This window comes from Aggregatibacter aphrophilus ATCC 33389 (genome assembly GCF_900636915.1).
Classification (GTDB): domain Bacteria; phylum Pseudomonadota; class Gammaproteobacteria; order Enterobacterales; family Pasteurellaceae; genus Aggregatibacter; species Aggregatibacter aphrophilus.
In genome coordinates, this window is record NZ_LR134327.1 from 1,312,212 (window position 1) to 1,337,578 (window position 25,367).

General features: G+C 43.4%; 21 protein-coding genes and 4 tRNA genes. 10 read left to right on the forward strand and 15 right to left on the reverse strand.

Annotation, left to right across the window (positions count from 1 at the left end; all coding sequences use genetic code 11):
- Positions 1–68 precede the first annotated feature (68 nt).
- The 4 genes from EL144_RS06465 to EL144_RS06480 all read right to left on the reverse strand — a co-directional run bounded on the left by EL144_RS06465 (position 69) and on the right by EL144_RS06480 (position 451).
- A tRNA-Thr gene (locus tag EL144_RS06465) sits at positions 69–144 on the reverse strand.
- Positions 145–147: 3 nt separating this feature from the next.
- A tRNA-Gly gene (locus EL144_RS06470) sits at positions 148–222 on the reverse strand.
- 39 nt (positions 223–261) lie between these two features.
- Positions 262–346: transfer RNA gene (locus EL144_RS06475), tRNA-Tyr, on the reverse strand.
- 29 nt (positions 347–375) lie between these two features.
- Positions 376–451, reverse strand: a tRNA-Thr gene (locus EL144_RS06480).
- 215 nt (positions 452–666) lie between these two features.
- On the opposite strand from EL144_RS06480, the gene coaA reads away from it, so the two are divergent.
- Positions 667–1,620, forward strand: coding sequence for a type I pantothenate kinase (gene coaA / locus EL144_RS06485; protein WP_005704895.1), 954 nt, complete (start codon positions 667–669; stop codon positions 1,618–1,620).
- A 66-nt stretch (positions 1,621–1,686) separates the two neighbouring features.
- Here coaA and gyrB read toward each other — a convergent pair whose 3' ends face one another.
- The 3 genes from gyrB to cyaY all read right to left on the reverse strand — a co-directional run bounded on the left by gyrB (position 1,687) and on the right by cyaY (position 6,433).
- Positions 1,687–4,107 carry a DNA topoisomerase (ATP-hydrolyzing) subunit B gene (gyrB, locus tag EL144_RS06490; RefSeq protein WP_005704894.1) on the reverse strand — a complete coding sequence of 807 codons (2,421 nt, stop codon included), beginning with the start codon at positions 4,105–4,107 and terminating at the stop codon, positions 1,687–1,689.
- 125 nt (positions 4,108–4,232) lie between these two features.
- A complete protein-coding gene (recQ, locus tag EL144_RS06495) occupies positions 4,233–6,125 on the reverse strand; it encodes a DNA helicase RecQ (protein ID WP_005704893.1) in 1,893 nt (630 codons plus the stop codon).
- On the reverse strand, positions 6,125–6,433 hold the full coding sequence (cyaY, locus tag EL144_RS06500) for an iron donor protein CyaY (protein WP_005704891.1): 309 nt from the start codon (positions 6,431–6,433) through the stop codon (positions 6,125–6,127). Before cyaY ends, recQ begins: the two co-directional genes overlap by 1 nt.
- Before the next feature lie 122 nt (positions 6,434–6,555).
- On the opposite strand from cyaY, the gene lptM reads away from it, so the two are divergent.
- Both lptM and lysA read left to right on the forward strand, forming a co-directional pair.
- Entirely contained in the window at positions 6,556–6,669 is a 114-nt protein-coding gene (gene lptM / locus EL144_RS11580) for an LPS translocon maturation chaperone LptM (RefSeq protein WP_005702460.1), read from the forward strand.
- Between the two features lie 35 nt (positions 6,670–6,704).
- Complete coding sequence (gene lysA / locus EL144_RS06510) at positions 6,705–7,955, forward strand: diaminopimelate decarboxylase (protein WP_005704890.1); 1,251 nt, start codon at positions 6,705–6,707, stop codon at positions 7,953–7,955.
- A 45-nt stretch (positions 7,956–8,000) separates the two neighbouring features.
- Here the strand turns inward: lysA and EL144_RS06515 are convergent, their stop codons facing one another.
- Entirely contained in the window at positions 8,001–8,603 is a 603-nt protein-coding gene (locus tag EL144_RS06515; RefSeq protein WP_005702458.1) for a YagU family protein, read from the reverse strand.
- Between the two features lie 268 nt (positions 8,604–8,871).
- Here EL144_RS06515 and EL144_RS06520 point away from each other — a divergent pair, with 268 nt between their 5' ends.
- Both EL144_RS06520 and lptD read left to right on the forward strand, forming a co-directional pair.
- On the forward strand, positions 8,872–9,438 hold the full coding sequence (locus EL144_RS06520; RefSeq protein WP_050332942.1) for a DNA-3-methyladenine glycosylase I: 567 nt from the start codon (positions 8,872–8,874) through the stop codon (positions 9,436–9,438).
- Positions 9,439–9,522: 84 nt separating this feature from the next.
- Positions 9,523–11,868, forward strand: coding sequence for an LPS assembly protein LptD (lptD, locus tag EL144_RS06525; protein ID WP_005704887.1), 2,346 nt, complete (start codon positions 9,523–9,525; stop codon positions 11,866–11,868).
- 121 nt (positions 11,869–11,989) lie between these two features.
- Here the strand turns inward: lptD and lldD are convergent, their stop codons facing one another.
- Together lldD and gpt are read right to left on the reverse strand one after the other, a co-directional pair.
- The gene (lldD, locus tag EL144_RS06530; protein WP_005704886.1) at positions 11,990–13,135 is read right to left on the reverse strand and encodes an FMN-dependent L-lactate dehydrogenase LldD; all 1,146 of its coding nucleotides are present in this window, start codon (positions 13,133–13,135) and stop codon (positions 11,990–11,992) included.
- 229 nt (positions 13,136–13,364) lie between these two features.
- Positions 13,365–13,829, reverse strand: coding sequence for a xanthine phosphoribosyltransferase (gene gpt / locus EL144_RS06535; protein ID WP_032995396.1), 465 nt, complete (start codon positions 13,827–13,829; stop codon positions 13,365–13,367).
- Between the two features lie 114 nt (positions 13,830–13,943).
- Here gpt and EL144_RS06540 point away from each other — a divergent pair, with 114 nt between their 5' ends.
- The gene (locus tag EL144_RS06540) at positions 13,944–15,404 is read left to right on the forward strand and encodes an aminoacyl-histidine dipeptidase (protein WP_005704884.1); all 1,461 of its coding nucleotides are present in this window, start codon (positions 13,944–13,946) and stop codon (positions 15,402–15,404) included.
- 70 nt (positions 15,405–15,474) lie between these two features.
- Here EL144_RS06540 and rpoH read toward each other — a convergent pair whose 3' ends face one another.
- The 5 genes from rpoH to narQ form a co-directional block, all read right to left on the reverse strand.
- Positions 15,475–16,323 (reverse strand): RNA polymerase sigma factor RpoH, encoded by an 849-nt coding sequence (gene rpoH, locus EL144_RS06545; RefSeq protein WP_032995395.1) that lies wholly within the window; start codon positions 16,321–16,323, stop codon positions 15,475–15,477.
- A gap of 137 nt (positions 16,324–16,460) precedes the next feature.
- Positions 16,461–17,414 carry a dicarboxylate transporter/tellurite-resistance protein TehA gene (gene tehA, locus EL144_RS06550; RefSeq protein WP_050332940.1) on the reverse strand — a complete coding sequence of 318 codons (954 nt, stop codon included), beginning with the start codon at positions 17,412–17,414 and terminating at the stop codon, positions 16,461–16,463.
- Positions 17,414–17,722, reverse strand: coding sequence for a DUF2322 family protein (locus tag EL144_RS06555; RefSeq protein ID WP_005704880.1), 309 nt, complete (start codon positions 17,720–17,722; stop codon positions 17,414–17,416). Before EL144_RS06555 ends, tehA begins: the two co-directional genes overlap by 1 nt.
- Before the next feature lie 29 nt (positions 17,723–17,751).
- The gene (gene murB, locus EL144_RS06560) at positions 17,752–18,777 is read right to left on the reverse strand and encodes a UDP-N-acetylmuramate dehydrogenase (RefSeq protein ID WP_005704879.1); all 1,026 of its coding nucleotides are present in this window, start codon (positions 18,775–18,777) and stop codon (positions 17,752–17,754) included.
- A gap of 12 nt (positions 18,778–18,789) precedes the next feature.
- Entirely contained in the window at positions 18,790–20,496 is a 1,707-nt protein-coding gene (gene narQ, locus EL144_RS06565) for a nitrate/nitrite two-component system sensor histidine kinase NarQ (protein WP_126379410.1), read from the reverse strand.
- Positions 20,497–20,792: 296 nt separating this feature from the next.
- Between narQ and EL144_RS06570 the strand changes: the two genes are divergently transcribed.
- The 4 genes from EL144_RS06570 to napH are packed head-to-tail and all read left to right on the forward strand — an operon-like array spanning position 20,793 to position 25,353.
- Positions 20,793–21,077, forward strand: a complete 285-nt coding sequence (locus EL144_RS06570; RefSeq protein WP_005702445.1) for a chaperone NapD — start codon at positions 20,793–20,795, stop codon at positions 21,075–21,077.
- Between the two features lie 31 nt (positions 21,078–21,108).
- On the forward strand, positions 21,109–23,589 hold the full coding sequence (napA, locus tag EL144_RS06575; protein WP_005704877.1) for a nitrate reductase catalytic subunit NapA: 2,481 nt from the start codon (positions 21,109–21,111) through the stop codon (positions 23,587–23,589).
- 49 nt (positions 23,590–23,638) lie between these two features.
- Positions 23,639–24,472 (forward strand): ferredoxin-type protein NapG, encoded by an 834-nt coding sequence (gene napG, locus EL144_RS06580; protein WP_005702443.1) that lies wholly within the window; start codon positions 23,639–23,641, stop codon positions 24,470–24,472.
- A complete protein-coding gene (gene napH, locus EL144_RS06585; RefSeq protein ID WP_005704875.1) occupies positions 24,472–25,353 on the forward strand; it encodes a quinol dehydrogenase ferredoxin subunit NapH in 882 nt (293 codons plus the stop codon). The genes napG and napH overlap by 1 nt, the downstream gene beginning before the upstream one ends.
- The last annotated feature ends 14 nt before the right edge of the window (positions 25,354–25,367 follow it).

Genomic DNA, 25,367 nt, shown 5'->3' on the forward strand with positions numbered 1-25,367 from the left:
TATCGATGGTTCAACTTACCAGATTAACCAAAGTATTAAAATTTGTAATGGAGAGATTGATTAAGAAGTGGTGCTGATAGGCAGATTCGAACTGCCGACCTCACCCTTACCAAGGGTGCGCTCTACCAACTGAGCTATATCAGCGCTTGGAGCGGGCAGCGGGAATCGAACCCGCGTCATTAGCTTGGAAGGCTAAGGTAATAGCCATTATACGATGCCCGCCGTTCTTAATTCATCTGTCCCATTGGTTGCTCTTAGAAATGGTGGAGGGAGAAGGATTCGAACCTTCGAAGGCTGAGCCGGCAGATTTACAGTCTGCTCCCTTTGGCCGCTCGGGAATCCCTCCACTCTAAGTTTGAACTTGTATACGAGAAATGGTGCCGACTATCGGAATCGAACTGATGACCTACTGATTACAAGTCAGTTGCTCTACCTACTGAGCTAAGTCGGCGTCGTAAACAAGTGACGCGTATTATAGGGATTTTTTTATGACTGACAAGTTTTTTTTTAGCAAATAAACTTTTTTTCCACTATTCGTTTAATTATCAAGCAAAAATAAAACCAATTCGTTTAATTTATACGCTTATCTAAAATTTTTACTGCTCAATCGCCTATTTATAAGGTATATTTCGCAACTAATTTTAGTCAAATAAGTGTAATTTAATCGTGGAATTTCCTATTTCTGATGCAATTTCAGCCCAACTAACGCCATTTTTGTCTTTTGAACGGCAACATTGGGCAGAATTACGTAAATCCGTGCCGTTAAAATTAACCGAACAAGATCTCAAACCATTATTAGGATTTAATGAAGAATTGTCGCTTAATGAAGTACGCACGATTTATCTGCCGCTCACCCGTTTAATTAACTACTATATAGATGAAAACATTCGTCGGCAGGATGTACTCCACCGTTTCCTTGGTGGCGAAAGTCCTAAAGTGCCATACATTATTAGCATCGCGGGTAGTGTCGCAGTGGGCAAAAGCACCTCGGCGCGTATTTTGCAATCACTGCTGAGTCATTGGCCAATCGATCGGAAAGTAGATTTAATTACTACCGATGGTTTTTTACATCCGCTCTCTTATTTACAAAAGCATCAATTATTACAAAAGAAGGGGTTCCCGATTTCCTATGATACGCCGAAATTAATTCGTTTTTTGGCCGATATAAAATCCGGTAAGCATCATGTGAAAGCGCCGATTTATTCTCATTTGACTTACGACATTACTCCCGATCAATTTAATGTTATTGATCAGCCGGATATTCTGATATTAGAAGGACTCAACGTCCTACAACCGAATGACAATCACGCCAACCAAATTTTCGTCTCAGATTTTGTGGATTTTTCCATTTATGTGGATGCAGATGAAGCTTTACTGAAAGAATGGTATATCCGTCGGTTTTTGAAATTCCGCCAAAGTGCGTTTTCTAACCCGAATTCCTATTTTAAACATTACGCAAATCTTTCCGAACAAGAAGCGATTGCCACCGCCAGTCACATTTGGGATGAAATTAACGGATTAAATTTAAAAGAAAATATTTTGCCAACCCGTGAACGCGCTAATTTAATCTTAAGGAAAGGCGCTAATCATGAAGTGGAATTAGTGAAACTGAGAAAATAAATAAAAAAAGACCACACTTTAAATAGAATAGAGAAATCCAAGTGCGGTCGTTTTTTATGATGAATTTTAAATATCCAAATTCGCTCTTAATGCATTGCTTTCAATGAAGTCACGACGTGGCTCCACTTCGTCGCCCATCAGGGTGGTAAACAATTGATCGGCAGCCACGGCATCTTTAATCGACACTTTCAACATGCGACGGGAGTTCGGATCCATAGTGGTTTCCCACAGTTGTTCCGGATTCATTTCGCCCAACCCTTTATAACGCTGAATCATCAAGCCACGACGAGATTCTTTCATCAACCAGTCAATAGCCTGCTCAAATGACGTGACCGCTTGTTTGCGTTCACCGCGCATGACATAAGCATTGGTTTCCAATAAACCGACCAATTTCGCACCCAGGGCGGTTAAGCGTGCGTACTCGTTGCCGGTAATGAATGGGAAGTTTAAGAAATAATCGATATCAATACCATGAGTTCTTACCGTCAACACCACTTCGTGAATATGACGTTCCCCATTAAACTGCAGACGATAGCTATAATGCTTGCCGTCAGTTTCTTTGGCAGTTAAAGAGGCAACTAAAGAACCGGCCCAAGAATTGACCGCACTTTCATCTTGCATGAATTGTACATTTAATGCCGGTTGATAAATTAATTCTTTCAACAAGCTTTCCGGGTAATAACGGTTAAGGCGGGCAATTAATTTTTGAATACCAAGGTAGTCGGAGGCTAGATTTTCTAATGGTAAACCCTGCATTGCCGGCGCGTGCTCACTGACGTATAACGCGGCATTTTCTAAGGCGATTGCCAATTCAAATTCCGCCATCGCTTCATCGTCTTTAATATATTGTTCTTGTTTGCCTTTTTTCACTTTATACAACGGTGGCTGGGCAATATACACATAGCCGCGCTCAATTAATTCAGGCATTTGACGATAGAAGAAAGTCAACAATAAAGTACGAATGTGCGAGCCATCCACGTCCGCATCGGTCATGATAATAATGCTGTGATAACGCAATTTATCCGGGTTATATTCATCACGACCGATACCGCAACCTAGCGCGGTAATCAATGTGCCGACTTCCGCGGAAGACAACATTTTGTCAAAACGGGCTTTTTCTACATTCAGAATTTTCCCTTTTAACGGCAAAATCGCTTGGTTTTTACGATTACGCCCTTGTTTTGCCGAACCGCCCGCAGAGTCACCCTCCACGATATAAAGTTCGGATAACGCCGGGTCTCGCTCCTGACAATCCGCCAATTTACCCGGCAACCCGCCCAAGTCTAATGCGCCTTTACGACGGGTCATTTCACGGGCTTTACGTACCGCTTCACGCGCGCGCGCAGCATCAATAATTTTGCTCACGATGATTTTTACATCGTTTGGATTTTCCAACAAATAGGTTTGCAAATACTCGTTCATCAAAGATTCCACCGCACTTTTCACTTCGGAGGAAACCAGTTTGTCTTTAGTTTGAGAAGAGAACTTCGGATCCGGCACTTTCACGGAAATCACGGCGACCAAGCCTTCACGGGCATCATCACCGGAAGTCGCCACTTTAGATTTCTTGGTGTAACCTTCGTTTTCCATGTAGTTATTCAAGGTACGGGTCATCGCACCACGGAACCCCGCCAAGTGCGTACCACCATCCCGTTGCGGAATATTGTTGGTAAAACAGTAAATATTTTCCGCATAACCGTCGTTCCATTGCAACGCAATTTCCACGCCAATACCGTCTTTTTCGGCAGAAAAATAGAATGGTTTCGGATGAATCGGGGTTTTGCCACGGTTAATATATTCAACGAATGCCTGAATACCGCCTTCGTAATGGAAGTGATCTTCTTTGCCATTACGTTCATCCACTAAGCGGATAGATACGCCGGAATTTAAGAAAGATAATTCTCTTAAACGTTTAGCTAAAATATCGTATTCAAATTCAATGTTCGTAAAAATTGTCGGGCTTGGCCAAAAGCGCACCGTAGTACCGGTTTGGTTAGTTTCGCCGATGACGGCTAAAGGCGCTTTGGGGTCACCAAGGCTGTAAAATTGCTCATGCACTTTGCCCTGACGGCGAATAGTGAGCTGTAACTTATCGGACAACGCATTTACCACGGACACACCCACGCCATGCAAACCGCCGGACACTTTATAGGAGTTGTCGTCAAATTTACCGCCCGCGTGCAAAACTGTCATGATCACTTCGGCGGCGGAAACGCCTTCTTCCGGGTGAATATCTACCGGAATACCTCGCCCGTCATCTTGCACAGAAACGGAATTGTCAGAGTGAATAGTCACCACGATGTCATCACAATACCCGGCCAAGGCTTCATCAATGGCGTTATCCACGACCTCGAAAACCATATGGTGTAAACCGGTTCCATCGTCTGTATCACCGATATACATACCGGGACGTTTACGCACCGCATCAAGACCTTTAAGTACTTTAATACTGTTTGCACCATAATTTTCAGGGGTATTTGTTGACATAATCTTTCTCTGTTTTATTCATAAAAAATTGGGCGGGATTATAGCAAAATTTTGCGTCATTAGCTAAAAATAAGTGAGATAACGCGCATAAAAAGGGGTAAAATCAATCACAACAACGTGTTTTATCATTCTGCTTTACGGGCATTTTTGTGTTCACGAATTAATGCCATAAAGGGTTGACCAAAACGTTCCAGTTTAATGCTTCCCACGCCGTTAATTTGCAACATTTCAATGTTACTGACGGGTTGATACTGCGCCATTTCCTGCAAGGTCGCATCATTAAATACGATATACGGTGGAATGTTTTCTTTGTCGGCAATTTGTTTGCGTAAAAAACGCAGACGGGCAAACAGATCTTTGTCGTAAAAACTGACCGCACTTTTCTGTGTCATCGCGGTAGTGACAATGGAAGATAAACGTGGTGTTGCCAATTCTAACGGGGTTTCACCACGCAAAATCGGCTTAGCATTTTCCGTCAACTGCAAAGTGTTACCGTATTCGCCGATAATTTGACGCACCAAGCCCAAGTGAATTAACTGGCGTAATACTGACTGCCAATATTCCGCGCTGTGTTCTTTGCCGATACCGTACACGCTAAGTTGATCGTGCTGCTGATCGCGAATCTTCTGGTTATTCATGCCGCGCAATACGGCAATGACATAATGGGCGCCATAACATTGGCCGGTGCGATAAATCGCCGACATGATTTTTTGTGCGTCCAATAAACCGTCATATTTTTTCGGAGGATCGAGACAAATGTCGCAATTTTGGCAGGGTATTTGGCGATGTTCGCCGAAATAATTCAATAAGACCAAACGGCGACAGGTTTGACTCTCGGCAAATTCGCCGATAGCTTGCAATTTATGTTGTTCGATTTGGCGTTGTGGCGTTTCCGGCTTTTCCATGAGCATTTTGTTCAACCACACATAATCCGCCGGATCGTAAAATAACACCGCTTCTGCCGGCAAATCGTCCCGCCCTGCACGGCCGGTTTCTTGATAGTAGGATTCAATGCTACGCGGCAAATCAAAATGCGCCACAAAGCGTACATTGGATTTATTGATCCCCATGCCGAAGGCAATAGTCGCCACCACCACTTGAATGTTATCCCGCTGAAAATCCCGTTGCACCTTTTCCCGCAAGGTGTTTTCCATGCCCGCATGATATGCCGCTGCACGCACGCCTTTGTTACACAGCGTTTCCGCAATGCGTTCCACCTTATTGCGACTGTTGCAATAAACAATACCGCTTTTGCCTTTTTGGGCGAGCACGAAACGACAAAGCTGTTCCATCGGCTTAAATTTCTCCACTAAGGTGTAGCGAATGTTCGGGCGGTCAAAACTGCCCACGTGAAAGTGCGGTCGATTTAGTCGGAGATTTTGCAGAATATCTTGTTGCGTCGTCTGATCCGCCGTGGCGGTAAGCGCCATAATTGGCACCTTAGGGAAACAACCTTTTAGCCCGCCCAGTTGGGTATATTCAGGACGAAAATCATGGCCCCATTGGGAAATGCAATGTGCCTCGTCGATAGCAATAAAGCTGACGTTGCAATGAGAAATAAATTGGAAAAAGCTGTTCGTCATGACTTTTTCCGGCGACAAATACAATAATTTTAGTTGCCCGGAAATCGCCCTATTTTGCACCTGTTGCTGTTCTTCAAAAGTTTGTGTGGAGTTAAGATAATCCGCTTCAATGCCGTTGGTGCGAAGCTGATCCACCTGGTCTTTCATTAAAGAAATCAACGGCGAAACCACTAACGTCATGCCGTCAAAACACAACGCAGGGATTTGATAACACAGCGATTTGCCCGTGCCGGTGGCCATAATCACTAGACAATCCTGTCCGCTTAGGGCTGCATGAATAATCTCTTGTTGACCTTTGCGGAAAGATTGATAACCGAAAACGGAATGTAAAACATCCAATGTGGTGGAAGAAAGTGCGGTGAGATTTTCCGGCGATTTATCGGAAAAATCCACCGCACTTTGTTGAAGGGATGAAGATGGGGCTGAAACGGACATTAAGCGAAATGTACTTGTTCACCATGTTTGGCACAGGCTTCGGTTAAAGCTTGCCAGAAATCCAAGCCCTCATGATTCACCCAACGCCCATCTTTGTAAGCAAAATGGAAACCGCCATTCTGGCTTGCCAACCACAATTCTAATAACGGTTCCTGTTTATTAATCACCACTTGGCTGCGATTTTCAAAGGTAATGGTGAACACGGAACCTTGGCGATCACAATCCATATCACAATCTTGCGCTTCTAATTGTTCCTCGATTTGATTCCAAATTTGTTCAATATTTTGATGAAATTCCACAACATTCATAAAACCACTCCTCGTAAATCCTGTTAAAATGGCGATTATAAAGATTTTCTGTGCTTTGTGATAGCACAAAGCCGGGTTTAGTGGTAAAAAGAGCAGTCAATGTTATGAACAAGGAATATCCCATGAAAAAATTCATTTCCCTTCTGTTACTCGGCGCTATTTGCGTATTAAGCACCGGTTGTGGCGTCAAAGGCCCACTTTATTTTCCGGAACAGGAACAAGCGTCAAACAACTAATCTAAACACAAAGTCGCTCTCTACAAGGATTTCCAATGGATTTTTTCCAATATCAACACCATCAACTTATGGCGGAAAATCTGCCGGTGAAACAACTTGCCGAACAATTCGGCACACCTTTATATATTTATTCCAAAGCCACGCTTGAACGCCACTGGCATGCCTTTGACAAAGCCTTTGGTGAGCATCCTCACCTGGTTTGCTACGCTGTGAAATCTAACCCGAATATTGCTATTTTGAACGTGATGGCAAAGCTCGGCTCGGGATTTGATATTGTGTCACAAGGAGAGTTGGAACGCGTGCTAGCCGCTGGTGGCGAACCGGCGAAAGTGGTCTTTTCCGGTGTGGCGAAATCCGAGCCGGAAATCACCCGTACGCTAGAGGTTGGTATTCGGTGTTTCAACGTGGAATCGGAGGCGGAGCTACTCCGCATTAACGAAGTCGCCGGTCGATTAGGTAAAACCGCTCCGATTTCGCTACGCGTTAATCCCGACGTGGACGCCCACACCCACCCTTATATCTCCACCGGTTTGAAAGAAAATAAATTCGGCGTGAGCGTGGAACAGGCTCGGGAAGTCTATAAATTAGCCGCCACCTTACCGAATATTGAAATCGTCGGTATGGATTGCCACATCGGCTCTCAACTCACGGAATTACAACCGTTTTTAGATGCGGTAGATCGGTTAATTGTGCTCATGGAACAATTAAAACAAGACGGCATTGCTTTAAAACATTTAGATTTGGGCGGTGGCTTGGGCGTGACTTACACCGATGAAACGCCGCCACACCCAACGGAATATGCCAAAGCGCTATGGGAAAAATTAAATGCTTTTAGCGAGTTGGAAATCATCGTCGAACCGGGGCGTGCCATTACCGCTAATGCAGGGATTTTAGTCACCAAAGTGGAATACTTAAAATCTAACGAAAGCCGCAATTTCGCCATTGTGGATGCTGGCATGAACGATATGATTCGTCCGGCGCTGTATCAGGCTTACATGAACATTCTGGAAATCGACCGCGCTTTAACGCGCGAAGAAAAAATTTATGATGTCGTCGGCCCCATTTGCGAAACCTCCGACTTCCTCGGCAAACAACGTAAACTGGCTATTGCACAAGGCGATTACTTAGCACAACGTTCTGCCGGTGCTTATGGCGCAAGCATGTCCTCCAACTACAATTCCCGTCCGAGAACGGCCGAAGTCATGGTAGACGGCGATAAGGCGTATCTGATTCGCCGCCGTGAAACCTTAAATGAATTATGGCAACTGGAAAGTTTGTTACCATAACGATTAAAAAATCCCGCAAGTTAATTTGCGGGATTTTTCGTTTGATTAACGATACTGACCTAACGGCACTTCAGGATCCGGCTCGTGAGTAATACGATTACGCAAATCACGACGAATAAGCTCAATGGTCCAGAACCAGAAAATATGACCGACTAATTCGGAAATATGTTCATACAAAGGCCACTCAGCAACCGGCGGAGTTAAACCGAGTAACGGGAAAGTAATGTAATGCACGCCGATATTACAAATAATACCGAATAACACACCTTGCCATAATTTAATTTTCGGGAAGCGTTCCGCCACGACACAATAAAACACGGCGAACACAATGGAGAAGGTAATATGGGTAACACCAATCCAGTTAAACCCATGATCGGCAAACGTGAACACAGCTTCAGTCGGGTCAATACCGATATAATCACGTAGGAAAACGTGTGGCGGATTTAAAAACGCACGGGAACAAACCTCGAGGGCTTGGCTTGGATCTTTACAGGCTGCAGTGAATAAATCTAATGGGCTGCGCGGTGGGAAAGGATGCTCAGCTCCCCATTTCACAAAGGCGGAAATAAGACCTGCGATAATACCAACGAACACGGCGACACTGTAATGACGACGAGATGGATCAGTTCGCTCAAATAGTCCTGACATAATATGCTCTCCAATTTAAAATAAATGAATAAAGTGCGGTCACAAAAAATAACGTTTTTGACTTTATCAACAACGCTATAAAGGTGAATAAATCGCCTTTTGTGAGCTGTGAACAATCTTTCAGCATTTTTTTATGTTAGTCAAGTTCCATTACTCCCAAAAAGGTATTACCATTTCTTTTTCATTAACTTAGCCACATTTTGTGACAAATAGGCAATTATTCTGTCAAAAAATATTACCCAATAAAATTAAGTGAAAAGGAATAACAATGGCAAGGCGTTGTGCATGGGCGGAAAGCTCACAATTGTATCGGGATTATCATGATAACGAATGGGGTAAGCCACAATTCGATAGTCATAAATTATTTGAAAAACTCTGCTTAGAAGGGCAACAAGCAGGGTTGTCGTGGATTACCGTGCTACAAAAACGGGAAAATTATCGGCAGGCGTTTTGTCATTTTGATCCGCAAAAAATCGCGCAAATGACTGACAAGGACATTGATCAATGTATGCAAAATCCAGGACTGATTCGCCATCGGGCAAAATTGGAAGCTATTGTAAAGAACGCCAAGGCATATTTAGCCATGGAAAAGTGCGGTGAAAATTTCAGTCGTTTTATTTGGTCATTTGTGAATCATCAACCACAGATCAATGATGTGCCCGACTTAACTAAGGTTCCCGTACAAACGGCTGTTTCCACGGCACTATCAAAGGCGTTAAAAAAACGCGGTTTTGTGTTCGTCGGTCCAACTACCTGTTACGCCTTCATGCAATCCATGGGGTTGGTCAACGATCACTGGAATCAATGCCACAGTAAAACGGCAAATAAGGCGTAAATAACGCTGATTAAACCATGCGATTTAGCACGTTTTACAGTATAATCACGCCATCTTTGGCTAGAAAAATGGTTGTCTAATCTAATGAAGAAAAATACTTACAAATTAATTTCGTTGTCAATTTTGACCGCACTTTACAGCGCCGAGAGCGCAGCCGATTTAGCAAAACAGTGCTTATACGGCGTTCCGCATTTTACCGGTGAAGTCGTTACTGAAAATCCAAATGATCTGCCAGTTTATATTGAAGCGGATCAAGTCGAAGTGACACAACCTAGTGGCGGTATTTACAAAGGCAATGTAGATGTAAGACAAGGCAATCGCCATTTGCAATCTGCCGAAGTAGAAGTGCAGCAACAGGGTGACAACAATAATGTCCAGCGTTATGCCTTTGCCCGTGGCGGATTTGATTACCGAGACAACCAAATCAATCTGTTAGGTGACGATGCCAAAATTCATTTAAATACCAAAGACACCGATATTCACAACGCTAATTATCAATTAGTGGATCGCCAAGGACGTGGCTCAGCAGAAAATGTGGAACTACGCGATAATTATCGTTTAATGAAAAACGCCACTTTCACCTCCTGCTTGCCGGATGATAATTCGTGGTCAATTTATGCCAGCGAAATGCGTCAAAACATTAAAGAAGAATATGCGGAAATGTGGCACGCCCGTTTGAAAGTGCATGGTGTACCGATATTCTACACACCGTATTTGCAACTACCGATTGGCGATCGTCGTCGTTCCGGTTTGCTCGTGCCGTCAGCCGGGCATTCCAGCCGTGACGGTTATTTCTACGCCCAACCGGTATATTGGAATATTGCACCAAATCTTGACGCCACCGTGACACCAAAATATATGTCCCATCGTGGTTGGCAACTCAATGGTGAATTTCGTTATTTAACCCTCTTAGGTGAAGGACGAATTGCCGGTGAATATTTGGGCAATGATCGTTTGGAAGATTACACCAGCGAGAACCGTAAACGCCATTTGTTGCATTGGAAACATAACGCCGCATTCGCCCAAAATTGGCGCTTAGATGTAGATTACACCAAAGTCAGCGATAAACGTTATTTTACCGATTTTGATTCCGAATACGGTAGCAGTACCGATGGCTACGCCGACCAAAAAGCCCGTTTGACCTACTATCAACCAAACTACAATTTGGCAATCTCCGCTAAACAATTCCAAATCTTTGATGAAGTGGCAATCGGACCATACCGCGCGTTGCCACAAATTGACTTTAACTACTACAAAAACGGTTTGTTAGATAATAAAGTCGATTTCAAACTCTTCTCCCAAGCGGTACGCTTTGACAATGATAGCACCCAAATGCCAAAAGCTTGGCGTTTCCACTTAGAACCGAGTTTGAACAGTACCTTGTCCAATCGCTATGGCAGTGTGAATTTTGAGACCAAATTGTACGCTACCCACTACTTGCAACGGAAAGGCAAAGCAACTGATGCGGAAGAGGTTGAACGCAGCGTTACTCGCGTGTTGCCACAATTTAAAGTAGATTTCCAAACGGTGTTGGCCAGTGCAAAAAGTTTCTTGGAAGGTTACACTCAAACCCTTGAGCCACACGTGCAATATTTATACCGTCCGTATAAAAACCAAAGTAATATCGGCTCTAAACGGAATACAGAATACCTCGGTTTCGGTTACGATTCCTCCCTGTTACAACAAGATTATTTCTCATTATTCCGCGACCGCCGCTATAGCGGGCTAGACCGTATTGCTTCCACCAACCAAGTCACTGTGGGTGGTACCATGCGTTTCTTTGATGAAACCAAAGAAGAGCGCTTTAACATCGCCGCCGGCCAAACCTATTATTTGGAACCTTCACGCATTGACAACAACTCGCGCAACAAAACGTCCGGTTTATCTTCTTCTTGGGCCCTCGAATCGAACTGGAAAATCAGCGAACAATGGCACTGGCGTGCAAGTTTCCAATATGATCCGCAACTCAAACAAGTGTCTTTGGGAAACACCGGGTTGGAGTTTAACCCGACCAAAAATAATATTGTTCAATTGAATTACCGCTACGTCAGTAAGGAATATATTAATCAAAACTTAACCTCCAACGCCAACCGTTATAATCAGGACATTAATCAACTTGGCCTTCAATTAGGTTGGGAACTCACCGATAACTGGGCGGTAGTTGGCCGTTATTATCAAGACCTTGCCCTCAAAAAACCGGTAGAACAATATCTTGGTGTGCAATATAACACCTGCTGCTGGAGCGTTGGTGTCGGCGCAAGACGTTATGTGACCAGCCGTCAAAATCAACGGAATGACGAGATTTTTTATGACAACAGCGTAGGTGTGACTCTTGAATTACGTGGTTTCAGTAACGATCATAAGAGCGGTATTGAAGAAATGATGAAACAAGGAAAATTGCCTTATTTAAAAGCATTTAGTTTGTACTAAAGAGACTAAAGTGAGGTGAGTTTTTCCATTGTTTTTCAGCAAGCAGCACGCTAACAAAAATTTATTCATTATCACAAAAACGTGAGCCAAATGACTCACGTTTTTGTGATTGAACATTACATTAGGCTTTGTTGGAACTCACCAACGCATCAGCAGTGATATTGGAAATGTCCTTCGTGCTGGTTAAGGTTAACGCCACGCGCATTTCTTTCTTGAAGATATCGAGCAAGTTTTCAACACCACGTTGTCCGTCAGCGCCCAAGGCATATACAAATGGGCGACCAATCATCGTCGCATCCGCACCTAAAGCCATCATACGCACCACATCCAAACCGTTGCGAATACCGCCGTCAACCAAGATTTTGATGTCGCCTTTTACAGCGTCGGCAATCGGCGGTAAAGCACGAGCGCTTGATAACACGCCGTCTAACTGACGACCACCATGGTTAGACACCACAATACCGTCAGCCCCGAAATGTACGGCATCTTTGGCATCTTCAGGATCCAAAATGCCTTTAATCACCATTGGGCCATCCCAGAAATCACGAATCCATTCCAAGTCTTTCCAAGAAATAGATGGGTCAAAGTTTTCTGTAAGCCAACCGATATAATCATCTAATGCCACCGGTTTACCCATGTATTTTGACACATTACCCAAGGTAAACGGACGGCCTTTTGTCATCATATCGTATGACCAGAACGGATGAGTTGCTCCTTGAATCACACGACGCAACCATTTGTAATCGCCGCTCATGCCAGAATGCATATCACGATAACGAGCCCCCGGAGTCGGCATATCAACAGTGAACACGAGGGTTGAACAACCGGCGGCTTTTGCACGCTCAAGGGCATTTTTCATAAAACCGCGATCTTTGAGCACATATAACTGGAACCACATTGGGCGATTAATTGCCGGAACAACTTCTTCAATAGGACAAATGGACACAGTTGATAACGTAAATGGCAACCCTTTTGCCGCCGCCGCTTTTGCCGCCTGCACTTCGCCACGGCTGGCATACATTCCACATGCTCCCACCGGCGCCAAAATAACCGGCATTGATAATTTTTCACCGAATAATTCAATTTCGGTGTTTAGTTGCGACATATCGTTTAACACACGCTGTCTTAATGCAATTTCAGATAAATCACTCACATTGCGCGCTAAAGTATATTCAGTGTAAGAACCACCGTCCGCATAGTGAAACATAAACGGGGGAACACGACGACGGGCTGCTGCGCGATAGTCATTAGCTGATGAAATGATCATTTTTACCTCTTTTTAATTAACAATTATTATCATTTGTTCTTATTGTAATCAAAATTTTAAAAGAAATGTACAAAATGTTTCAAGTTTGTTTAAAAATGTGGAAGGGATCACAAAATCCTTTTAACTTAAGGCAAGAATAGAGGTTACTTATAGTTAAAAAGGTGGGCTTAATCTTCTCATAAAAGAACCGACGTTCATTTTATTATCAAAAGTGCGGTCATTTTTTCTATTATTTTCTGGATAATGGCGGAACAAAACAAATACCCATATCCCAAGGCTGCTCAATCCAGGTATTTTGCGGAATATCTACCACATAATCATCCACTAACTCAGCGCCGGCAGGTTTGGCAAAAACCGTCACAAAACGGGCTTTCGGATACATTTTGCGAATGGCTCTGGCCGTATTACCGGTATCTACCAAATCATCCACCACGATAAAACCTTCACCGCCATTCGGCACATCCGCAGCATGAAGGACTTGCAACTCACCCTGGGAATCGTGGTTATAGCTGGCGATACACACGGTTTCCACATGACGAAGGCCCAATTCACGGGCAATCACTGCTGATGGAAATAACCCGCCACGGCTTACAGCAATAACACCTTTCCATTGAGAAGCGGGAAGCAAACGCTCAGATAATTTACGTGCGTGCATATGAAACATATCCCACGTCACAACATATTTTTCACTCATAATGTCACCTTTCAGGAATTTTTGTGGCGCGTAGCCCAAGAAATAAAATTGCGTTAGGATAACCCGAAATGGCATTTTATGCTATTATTTTCCCCAATTTTTTAAGGAGGAACTATGTCAGAAATACAACAATTAAGCCCAAATTTATTATGGAAATGGTTTGATCAAATCTGCGCAATTCCGCATCCGTCCTATCAAGAAAACGAACTTGCGGAATTCATAGTCAACTGGGCAAAAGGTAAAGGGTTCTACGCAGCACGCGACGAAGTAGGCAATGTGTTAATCCGCAAACCGGCCACCAAAGGCATGGAAAATCGCAAAAAAGTTGCCTTGCAGGCACATTTGGACATGGTGCCGCAAGCCAACGAAGACAGTAGCCATAACTTCGCCACCGACCCGATTTTGCCTTACATTGACGGCGAATGGGTTCATGCCACCAACACCACTTTAGGTGCCGATAACGGCATCGGTATGGCATCGACTTTAGCTATTTTAGACAGCGAGGATATTGCTCATCCGGATTTGGAAGTATTGCTCACCATGACCGAAGAACGTGGCATGGAAGGCGCCATTGGTTTACGTCCAAATTGGTTACAAAGTGAAATCATGATTAACACCGATACGGAAGAAAATGGCGAAATTTATGTAGGCTGCGCCGGTGGCGAAAATGCTAATATCACGTTGCCTGTTGAATACCAAAATAACCTCTTCTCTCACAGTTACCAAATCATTCTTAAGGGTTTACGCGGCGGACATTCCGGTTGCGACATCCACACCGGACGCGCCAATGCGATTAAAGTGTTAGCTCGTTTCTTAGCAAAACTCACGCAAAATCAACCGCACTTTGACTTCCTTTTAAGTGACATTCGCGGCGGTTCTATTCGTAACGCTATTCCGCGCGAAGCTTTTGCGACGTTAAACTTCAACGGTGATGTGACTCAACTAAAAAGTGCGGTGGAAAATTTTGGTATTTTGTTAAAAACCGAACTGGCATTAGTTGAACCGAATCTTACCTGTGATTTACAACCAATTAATAAGCCGGAAAAAACCTTTACAGCTTCCACTACGCAACGTGTGATTAATTTATTGAACGTACTGCCAAATGGTGTGATTCGTAACAGCGACGTATTAGAAAACACCGTGGAAACCTCCCTCAGCGTCGGTGTATTAAAAACAGAAGAAAATCAAATTAAAGCCACAATTTTAGTGCGTTCGCTCATTGATAGCGGCAAAGAATATGTCACAGAGATGTTGCAATCTCTTGCTTCATTAAGTGGCGCGTGCGCCGAATTCTCCGGTTCCTATCCGGGTTGGGAGCCACAAGCGCATTCACCAATTGTTGATTTAACCCATAAAATTTATGCCCAAGTGCTAGGTTATGAGCCGACAATCAAAGTGATTCACGCCGGTCTAGAATGTGGCTTGCTGAAAAAAAGCTATCCGAATATGGATATGGTTTCCATCGGGCCAACGATTAAAAACGCGCACTCACCGGATGAAAAAGTGCATATCCCGGCAGTGCAAATTTATTGGTCGTTAATCACGAAATTATTGGCGGAAATTCCAGCAAAATAAACTGTTTTTTAAGGAAACAAAAACCCGCTCTCAATGGAGCGGGTTTCTTTTTATAAACTTTAAAAACACATTAAAAACTGACCGCACTTTTTAATTTCTTCAGTGCGTTGGTTTCTAATTGACGTACGCGTTCGGCAGAAATGTTGTATTTTTCCGCCAAGTCTTGCAAGGTGGCTTTGGTTTCATCCAACCAACGGGCTTTGATAATGTCTTGGCTACGGGCATCCAAATTATCCAACGCAACAGCGAGTTGGTCAGTGGCTTGCGCTTCGTAGTTTTCATTTTCTAACTCGGCAGCAAAATTGGAACCTTTATCTTCCAAGTATAATGCCGGCGCATAGGTTTCTTCATCGTGATCATCTGTTGGTAAATCAAAGGCAACATCCGCCCCGGTCATGCGAGACTCCATTTCCACCACGTCTTGCGGAGAAACACCTAACTCATTGGCCACCATGTCTACTTCATTTTCGTTAAACCAACCCAAACGTTGTTTCGTTTTACGTAGATTAAAGAATAACTTACGTTGTGCTTTGGTTGTGGCGACTTTCACAATACGCCAGTTACGCAAAACGTATTCGTGAATTTCCGCTTTAATCCAATGCACCGCAAAAGATACCAAGCGAACGCCTACTTCCGGATTAAAACGCTTAACCGCTTTCATTAAGCCAATATTGCCTTCTTGAATTAAATCCGCTTGTGGCAAACCATAACCGGAATAACCACGGGCAACATGGATCACAAAGCGCAAGTGAGATAACACGAGTTTTTTTGCCGCCTCAATATCTTCTTGGTAATACAAACGTTCTGCCAATTCCTTTTCTTCTTCCGCCGTTAACATCGGGTATTCATTCGCCGCGCGAATATAGGCTTCTAAACTTCCTTGGGGAACCAACATCATTGTTTGAGTTTCTTTATCCATCATCTTCCTTCTTACTAAAGTCACTGGATCAAATTAAATCTAGTTATAACACAATCTATGAGAAATTCAATCGGTTTTAGCGATTGGAATCCGTTTTTTCATAGTTTATATGACCAAATTTTAGCCTAAAAGTTCTTTTACTTCACAAAAAAACGTCCGCGCATAATGAGGTAAAGCGTCCCAAAAATCAATAGTCCAATTATTATTGACGCAAACCAAAACAGGGATAAACCCAAAATTCCTAGAATCATATTAGATGTACCTTGGTATAAATGTAATCCCACGTTTGCCATAGACGCCAGTCCAAAAGAGAATGCCCAAAATGAAACCGTGAAACCATTTTGGAATAGCCAAGGTAGCAAGCGAATTAAGAACAATAATTGCAATACACCATAACCGATAAGTAGCTTAACCAACAAATCTATTTCGCCGCCATTTAACACCAAGTAAGTGGAACAACCCACAAAGGCCGGAGCAAGTTGAATGCCAATCGCCGGACGAACGGCAGGCGCAACAGGTTCTAAATTGCGTAATCGATGCAAAATTGCCGGCTCAAGACTGAGCCATGAAAACACGCCGGCGCCAAAAAAGAGCATGCCGACCTCGCTGTAACCCAAATAGCCTAATGCGGTGCCGCTAACAAAATTGGTTGCCACTGTCGGCAAGTACATAATCGGTGTTGTGGCTTCCACTTTATGAATACCACGCCACAACCCGGCAGCACGGTAAGCAGCAAAAACCAACTGCCCGATGATACCCAATGTAATTAACCCAACAGACAATGGGAACCCATATGGCAATGCTGCCAAGCCCATTAAAATAGTAGTAATCGGAATCAAGCTGATAAAACAGCACTGAATTAAATTCTGCAATTCTGCTTTGGCCTGATGTCGGAAACGCAACCATTTCACGCCATAAGCGACAATAAATATCAACCAAATGACGGTTGCCAAACCAAGTAACGTTTCACCAACAATCGTTGGCAGTGCTACAGCATGAGCGCCATAACGCCAAGCCAAGCCTAATGCGGATAAACCTAAAACGATACTGAAATAACTGACCGGAATAGGAAAAGGTTTTTGCTGTTCCATTAATTTGCCTCAATTTGATAACACAAGTCTTGTTCAATAACGCGCAACAACAAATCAATATTCGGGTGTTTTCCTGTATTTTTGCGGGCATCTTGCGTGTGTTCGGCGAAGAGTTGCAATCCTTTTTGTGCCGAAGTGCGGTCTAATTTTCCGTTAAATTCTTGGGCTAAAGCATTGTACACCCGCAGCGAGCCCAACTTACCTGCGACGGCAGGAATATGATGAACCATCGTTCCGTTGTCCAAAACGGTTAATCCGGAAAGATGATCAATAGAAGGTAATGTATCTAATATTGTTTTAAAATCCATAAGGTTTCCTTCGGTAAGAGGTTGAAAAACTAACGAATAGTTTGTTGGCTATCGACTTCGCCCCGTTTTCCGATAAAGCGCACTTCCGGTTGCAGGCGAACATCAAAACGCAATGCCACAAGCTGATAAATATGATGGGCAAGCTCTACAACATCAGAAGCCGTGGCATTGCCTTTATTAATCAAAACTAATGCCTGTTGCTGATGCACTGCCGCGCCACCGATTTGGAAGCCTTTCAAGCCACATTGATCGATAAGCCAACCTGCGGCTAATTTTATGTTGCCGTCAGGTTGCGGAAAATGTGGGATCGTCGCATATTCTTGTTGTAATCGCTCAAATTGTTGTGCAGGAATCACCGGGTTCTTAAAGAAACTCCCTGCGTTGCCAAACTCTTTCGGATCCGGCAATTTACTTTGACGCACGGCACAAATTTCGGCAAAAACGTCCGCAGAAGTGACCGCACTTTTATCCAGATTGGCTAAATTGCCGTATTTCAACACCGGTTTCCATGCCTTCGCTAACTTCAACCCAACGGCAGTCACCACATAACCTTGAGCATATTTATGCTTAAATACGCTCTCCCGATAACCAAATTCACATTCAGCATTGGTTAGGCGAAACAGCTCACCGGAGTGAAGGTTAATCACTTCCACATAATCACATACATCTTTAAATTCTACGCCATAGGCACCGATATTTTGAATCGGCGCAGACCCCGCACAGCCAGGAATGAGCGCCAAATTTTCCAAGCCATAATAACCCCGCTCGATGCTCCATCTCACCAAGTCATGCCAGACTTCGCCACCATTAACGTGTAAATAATGAAAATCCGCATCTTCCCGATGTTCAATGCCAAGCATGCGATTAAGTAAGACGGCGCCGTCAAAATCCTCTACAAATAACACATTGCTACCTTGCCCTAAAAAAAGCACAGGCAACTGCTCCGCCAAGCAGTCTTGCCAAGCCTGTTGCAATTGCGGAATAGAGTGAATCTCAATGATCTTTTTGGCTTTCGCAGGAAGAGAAAACGTATGAAAAGGTTGTAAATTTTGCATGTATCCGTCCTTTTAATATAACACGTGAGCCAAAGTGACTTTCACTTCCGTGCCGCCACTTGCTCGAGGAGAAATTGTTAATTTGGCATTAAGTTGTGCACTGCGCTCTTGCATAATGTTTAAGCCGTAATGCCCGTCAGGTTCTTCCAAACTTGGAATACCCACACCGTTATCGCGCACAATGAGTTCGTATTCGCCATCTTCGTTTGTGTGCGCAATCACCTCAATTAAGGTGCCCTGCGAATGTTTAATGGCATTTAATACCGCTTCACGCACAATTTGCAACGCATTCACTAACTGTGGCGCATTAAAACTTTGCGATGGCAACGTGCAATCCACACTCATTTGCATGTCGGTTTGATTGCGTAAGGAATCAATCACTTGCTCCAATGCCAGTTTTAAATTCGCCTCCTGAATGGTTAAACTGAAGGTCGCCAACAGCTCGCGCAATTGGCTATAACCATCGCTAAGCGCGCGTTCAAATTGACGAATAATCGACAAACTCTTATTTTTAGAGTCCGGTTCATCTTTATTCAAATTATGTTTTAACAAGGTTAATTGAATTTGTAAAAAAGCCAACACTTGTGCCAAAGAATCATGTAGCTCACGTGCAATAATAGAACGCTCTTCCATTAACAACAATTGCTCTTGCTGACGTTGGGTTTTATGGAAATAGAGAGAACGACTAAGCATTTGCGCCAAGTTGTTCATGGTGCGCAAATCCGGGCAAGGCAACCCCGCCTGCCAGTGTAAAACAGCCAAAGTTTCGCCTTCCATACTCACTTCGGTTTGCTGACATTCGATTAACGGTTGTTTCGTACCAAGGCAAATGTTCCAATGCTCCGCATCCAACACTTTTAATTCTAAATAACGCAAGTGTTCGCTGCTCATAATATTTTGCATCACCATTTGTAAAATCTTACCGTTAATATTATTGGTGGTAACCAGTTGTGAGCAATGGTACAAGGTGGTTAAAGAACGGTTGGTTTGTTGCAACTTTTGTGTTTTTTCATTCACAGTCGCTTCTAGGCTGGAATATAGCTTACCCAATTCGGAAGACATTTTGGTAAACGTACGCGCCAAATTGCCAATTTCATCTTCTTTATTCACATCTAACGGGATATGTTTAAATTGCCCCATTTGCACTTGAATACTGGCCTTAGTCAGTTGTTCCAACGGACGCGCCACTGCCTTGCGGGTGTACCAATTCACATACGAAACCATCACAAAAATCAATAATAATGACAAGGAGATCACCCACACCGCCAAAATCCAACGTTGCTCGGCAGAATATTGCAACGCTGACACAAACTGATCTACTTGCGCCACATAGTTGGCAATATGATGTTGATACTCAACAAGATTTTTTTGTTTTGCCAACGATTCCATCTTCTCCCAACGCTTAATGAGATTGTTATAAGAAGATTTCACATCCTCAGAAACAAAAAACTGATGGTGAATATCTAACAGCGATTGTGAATGCAGACTTTCACGATATTGTCGCAAACTTTTTTCTACTGATTCCAGTTCATGTTCCATTTCATACAGCAAGCGATAACTCTGCATACGCAACGAGCCGGACACATTAATGGCTTCCGCATACGATTTATTGCCCGCCATTAAAGCGAAGCTTAAAGATGCAATCACGCCAACAAAGATAATAATAACAATAAGATAGTTGGCAATGCGGGTGGAAACGGAATGTTTAATTTTAACCATAGAAAACCTTTCTAATACAAACTGAGTTAGTGTAGCAAAAAAGTGCGGTGGATTTTAGCGGAATATTTTGATCTTCCCTGAGAATAAACGGTTGAAGGCAAATTTGATCTAAAGCAAAGTAGATGAAAATTTAGTCCAAAATACCCTGTTATAGTGATATGAATTACCCTGCAACCAATTAATATGCAAGGCCTAAAAATAGGTTACCAATAACATCATTTATTGAAACACCTGTTGCAGTGATTACATTCAGTGTCGCCTAATTGGCACAGTGAAAATAACCAATTCAAATAAAAATGAATAAAACAGATATTTTAACCATGGAAGAAGCGAAAGACTGGCACGTAGTCGGTTTGGTGGTGCATGGAAAACCCCCAAAAATACCTGCAATTCGTACTGCACTTTTAGCTATTCCGCACACAGAAGTTCCGACCTTTGATGAAAAAATAGGAAAGATTGTTGCTGTTATGCAATCTCACGATCAGCATATCTTGCTTAAAAACATGGAATCTGTGAAAGATATTGACGGCGTTATTACCGTTTCGCTGATTTATCATCAACAAGATGAACAGCCTGAATAACTCAAAAATCATATAGTGGGGGGAAAACACTATGAATTTAAGTCGTAGAGACTTTATGAAAGCCAATGCTGCCATGGCTGCAGCAACGGCTGCCGGATTAACGATTCCGGTGAAAAATGTAGAAGCTGCCGAATCCGAAATTAAATGGGATAAAGCACCATGCCGCTTTTGCGGAACCGGTTGTTCTGTATTAGTAGGTACGAAAGATGGTCGTATTGTTGCTTCTCAAGGTGACCCAGATGCAGAAGTAAACCGTGGTTTAAACTGTATCAAAGGTTACTTCTTACCGAAAATTATGTACGGTAAAGACCGTTTAACCCAGCCGATGTTGCGTATGAAAGACGGCAAATATGATAAGAACGGCGATTTCACACCAGTTAGTTGGGATGTAGCATTTAAAACTATGGCAGAAAAATTCAAAGCTGCCGTAAAAGAATTAGGTCCAAACGGTGTGGGAATGTTCAGTTCCGGTCAAACCACCATCTTTGAAGGTTATGCCAAAGCCAAACTTTGGAAAGCCGGTTTCCGTTCTAATAATATCGACCCGAATGCGCGTCACTGTATGGCGTCTGCAGCGGTTGCCTTTATACGCACCTTTGGTATGGACGAACCGATGGGCTGTTATGATGACATTGAAAATGCCGAAGCCTTTGTGCTTTGGGGTTCCAACATGGCGGAAATGCACCCAATTTTGTGGTCTCGTATTACCGATCGTCGCTTATCCAACCCAGATGTGAAAGTCGCCGTACTTTCTACTTTTGAACACCGTAGTTTTGAATTGGCGGATTACAGTTTAATCTTCAAACCGCACACCGACTTGGTAATTTTGAACTACATTATTAATTATCTAATCCAAAACGATGCAATTAACTGGAATTTCGTCAATAAACATACTAAATTTAAACGTGGTGAAACCGATATCGGTTACGGCTTACGTGATAATCACCCATTGCAAAAAGCAGCAAAAAATCCGAACAGCGGCAAAATGTATGACAGCAACTTTGAGGAATTAAAAGCCTTAGTTGCTGAATACACCTTAGACAAAGCTCATGAAATGTCCGGCGTACCAAAAGATGTGTTGGAAAACTTGGCGAAATTATATGCTGATCCAAAACGTAAAGTGGTGTCTTATTGGACCATGGGTTTCAACCAACATACTCGCGGTGTGTGGGCAAACCACTTAATCTATAACATCCATCTATTAACTGGAAAAATTTCTATTCCGGGTTGTGGTCCGTTCTCCTTAACCGGTCAACCATCTGCGTGTGGTACAGCCCGTGAAGTAGGTACCTTTATTCACCGCTTGCCGGCAGACTTAGTGGTTACCAATCCAAAACACCGTGAAATTGCAGAAAAAATCTGGAAATTACCTGCAGGACTTATTACGGATGTATTAGGTTTCCATGCCGTTGCTCAAAGCCGTGCATTAAAAGACGGTAAAATGCGTGTGTTATGGCAAATGTGTACCAACAATATGCAAGGCGGTCCAAATATTAATGAAGAAACTTTCCCGGGCTGGCGTAATCCGGACAACTTTATCGTGGTGTCCGACCCATACCCAACCGTTTCCTGTTTAGCCGCAGACTTAATGCTTCCGACAGCAATGTGGGTAGAAAAAGAGGGGGCTTACGGTAACGCAGAACGTCGTACGCAGTTTTGGCGCCAACAAGTAAAAGCACCAGGTGAAGCGAAATCTGATGTATGGCAGTTAGTGGAGTTCTCTAAATATTTCACCACTGATGAAATGTGGCCGGCAGAAATTCTAGAGAAAAACCCTGAATATAAAGGTAAAACTTTATATGAGGTGCTATATCGTAATGGCCAAGTGGATCAATTCCCACTAAGCGATCTTGCCGAAGGTCAATTAAACGACGAATCCCATCACTTCGGTTTCTATTTGCACAAAGGCTTATTTGAAGAATACGCGTCATTCGGTCGTGGTCACGGACATGACTTAGCACCGTTCGACACCTATCACAAAGCACGTGGCTTACGCTGGCCTGTAGTGGACGGCAAAGAAACCTTATGGCGTTATCGTGAAGGTTACGACCCATACGTTAAAGAAGGTGAAGGCGTGGCGTTCTACGGTTACCCGGATAAAAAAGCGATTATTCTTGCTGTGCCTTATGAACCACCTGCAGAGTCACCGGATGCTGAATACGATTTATGGCTATGTACCGGCCGTGTATTAGAACACTGGCACACAGGCACAATGACCCGTCGTGTACCGGAATTGCATCGTTCCTTCCCGAATAACGTTGTTTGGATGCACCCGAACGATGCACAAAAACGCGGATTACGTCATGGTGACAAGATTAAAATTGCCTCACGTCGCGGTGAAGTGATTTCTTACCTAGATACACGTGGTCGTAATAAAGTGCCGGAGGGCTTGGTTTATACCACTTTCTTTGATGCAGGACAGCTAGCCAATAAATTAACATTGGATGCAACTGACCCAATTTCTAAAGAAACCGACTTTAAGAAATGTGCGGTAAAAGTGGAAAAAGCTTAAAAAAACGGTGAGAAAAAAGACCGCACTTTATGGTGCGGTCACTAAGACAATGAAAAAACCAACAGTAACGCCTGAGCGCCGAAAATTCCTCAAAGAAGCAACCCGAACTGCGGGTGGTTTAGTTGGACTCGGTCTCTTATTAGGTTTACAACAGAAACAAAGCTTAGCCCGTGAAGGGGTGGCATTACGTCCGCCGTTTGCCATTGAAGATGATGAAAAGTTTGCTGCTGCCTGTATTCGTTGCGGTCAATGTGTGCAAGCTTGTCCATATGATATGTTGCATTTGGCATCGTTACTTTCACCTATGGAGGCCGGCACGCCATATTTTATTGCACGAGATAAACCTTGCGAAATGTGTCCGGACATCCCTTGTGCTCACGCCTGTCCAAGCGGTGCGTTAGATCGTGATGCGCAAGATATTAATGCATCCAGCATGGGTCTTTCCGTATTGCTGGATCATGAAACCTGTCTTAACTGGCAAGGCTTGCGCTGTGATGTATGTTATCGTGTTTGCCCATTAATCGACAAAGCGATTACATTAGAAAGCCATCGTAACGAGCGTACCGGTAAACACGCCGTGTTTATTCCGACTGTGCATTCTGATGCTTGTACCGGTTGTGGTAAATGTGAGAAAGCTTGCGTATTGGAAGAAGCGGCAATCAAAGTATTACCGATGTCTCTTGCTAAAGGTATGTTGGGTAAACATTATCGTTTGGGTTGGGAAGAAAAATCGAAAGCAGGACATTCTCTTGCTCCGGACGATTTGATTTCCATGCCGACCCGATTGCCGGATGGTATAGCGCCACCAGCCGGAGCCATTCCGGCAACAGGTGTGGAAGAGATTCCAGAGCTGATTCTAGCACCGGTATTAGGAGGTAAGTAATGGCTAATTCACCGAAACTTGCCGGGCGGGAAGCCAAAGAAAAACTAGGATGGTGGTATGCTAATCGCTTTTTATTTTGGCGACGTGTAAGCCAGTTAAGCATTTTGTTGATGTTTTTAAGCGGACCTTATTTTGGCGTCTGGATTTTAAAAGGCAATTATAGCGGAAGCATGCTTTTCGACATAATTCCGTTAAGCGATCCGTTGATTACCTTAGAAAGCCTGGCTGGCGGTCATTTGCCGGGGATTCTAACTCTCAGTGGTGCATTGATTATCTTTGTAACCTATGCATTGCTAGGTAGTAAGGTTTTCTGCGGCTGGGTTTGTCCGTTAAATGTTGTGACCGATTGTGCCGCTTGGATTCGTCGTAAACTGGGTATTCGCCAAACGGCAAAAATTCCTCGCAGTTTACGTTACGCTATCTTAGTGATGATTTTAGTCGGCAGTGCGGTAAGTGGCTTGTTATTATGGGAATGGGTGAATCCTGTTGCCGCATTAGGAAGAGCCTTAATTTATAGCTTTGGCGCAACAACTTGGTTAGTCTTGGTTGTTTTCTTCTTTGATTTATTCATTGTTGAACATGGATGGTGCGGACACCTTTGCCCAATTGGTGCGACGTATGGTGTTATCGGTGCAAAAAGTCTGCTTCGGATTAAAGTGATTGATCGGGCAAGATGCGATAATTGCATGGATTGCTACAACGTTTGTCCGGAACCTCAAGTGTTACGTTCACCGTTACACGGAAAAAATAATGAAAGCCTACTTGTGCTTTCTCAAGATTGTATCAGTTGTGGGCGTTGTATTGATGTCTGCGCTGAAAAAGTATTCACCTTTAGCCATAGGTTTAATAACGATATTCCTGTCGTGAATTTAAACCGATAAAAAATTTCCATCAT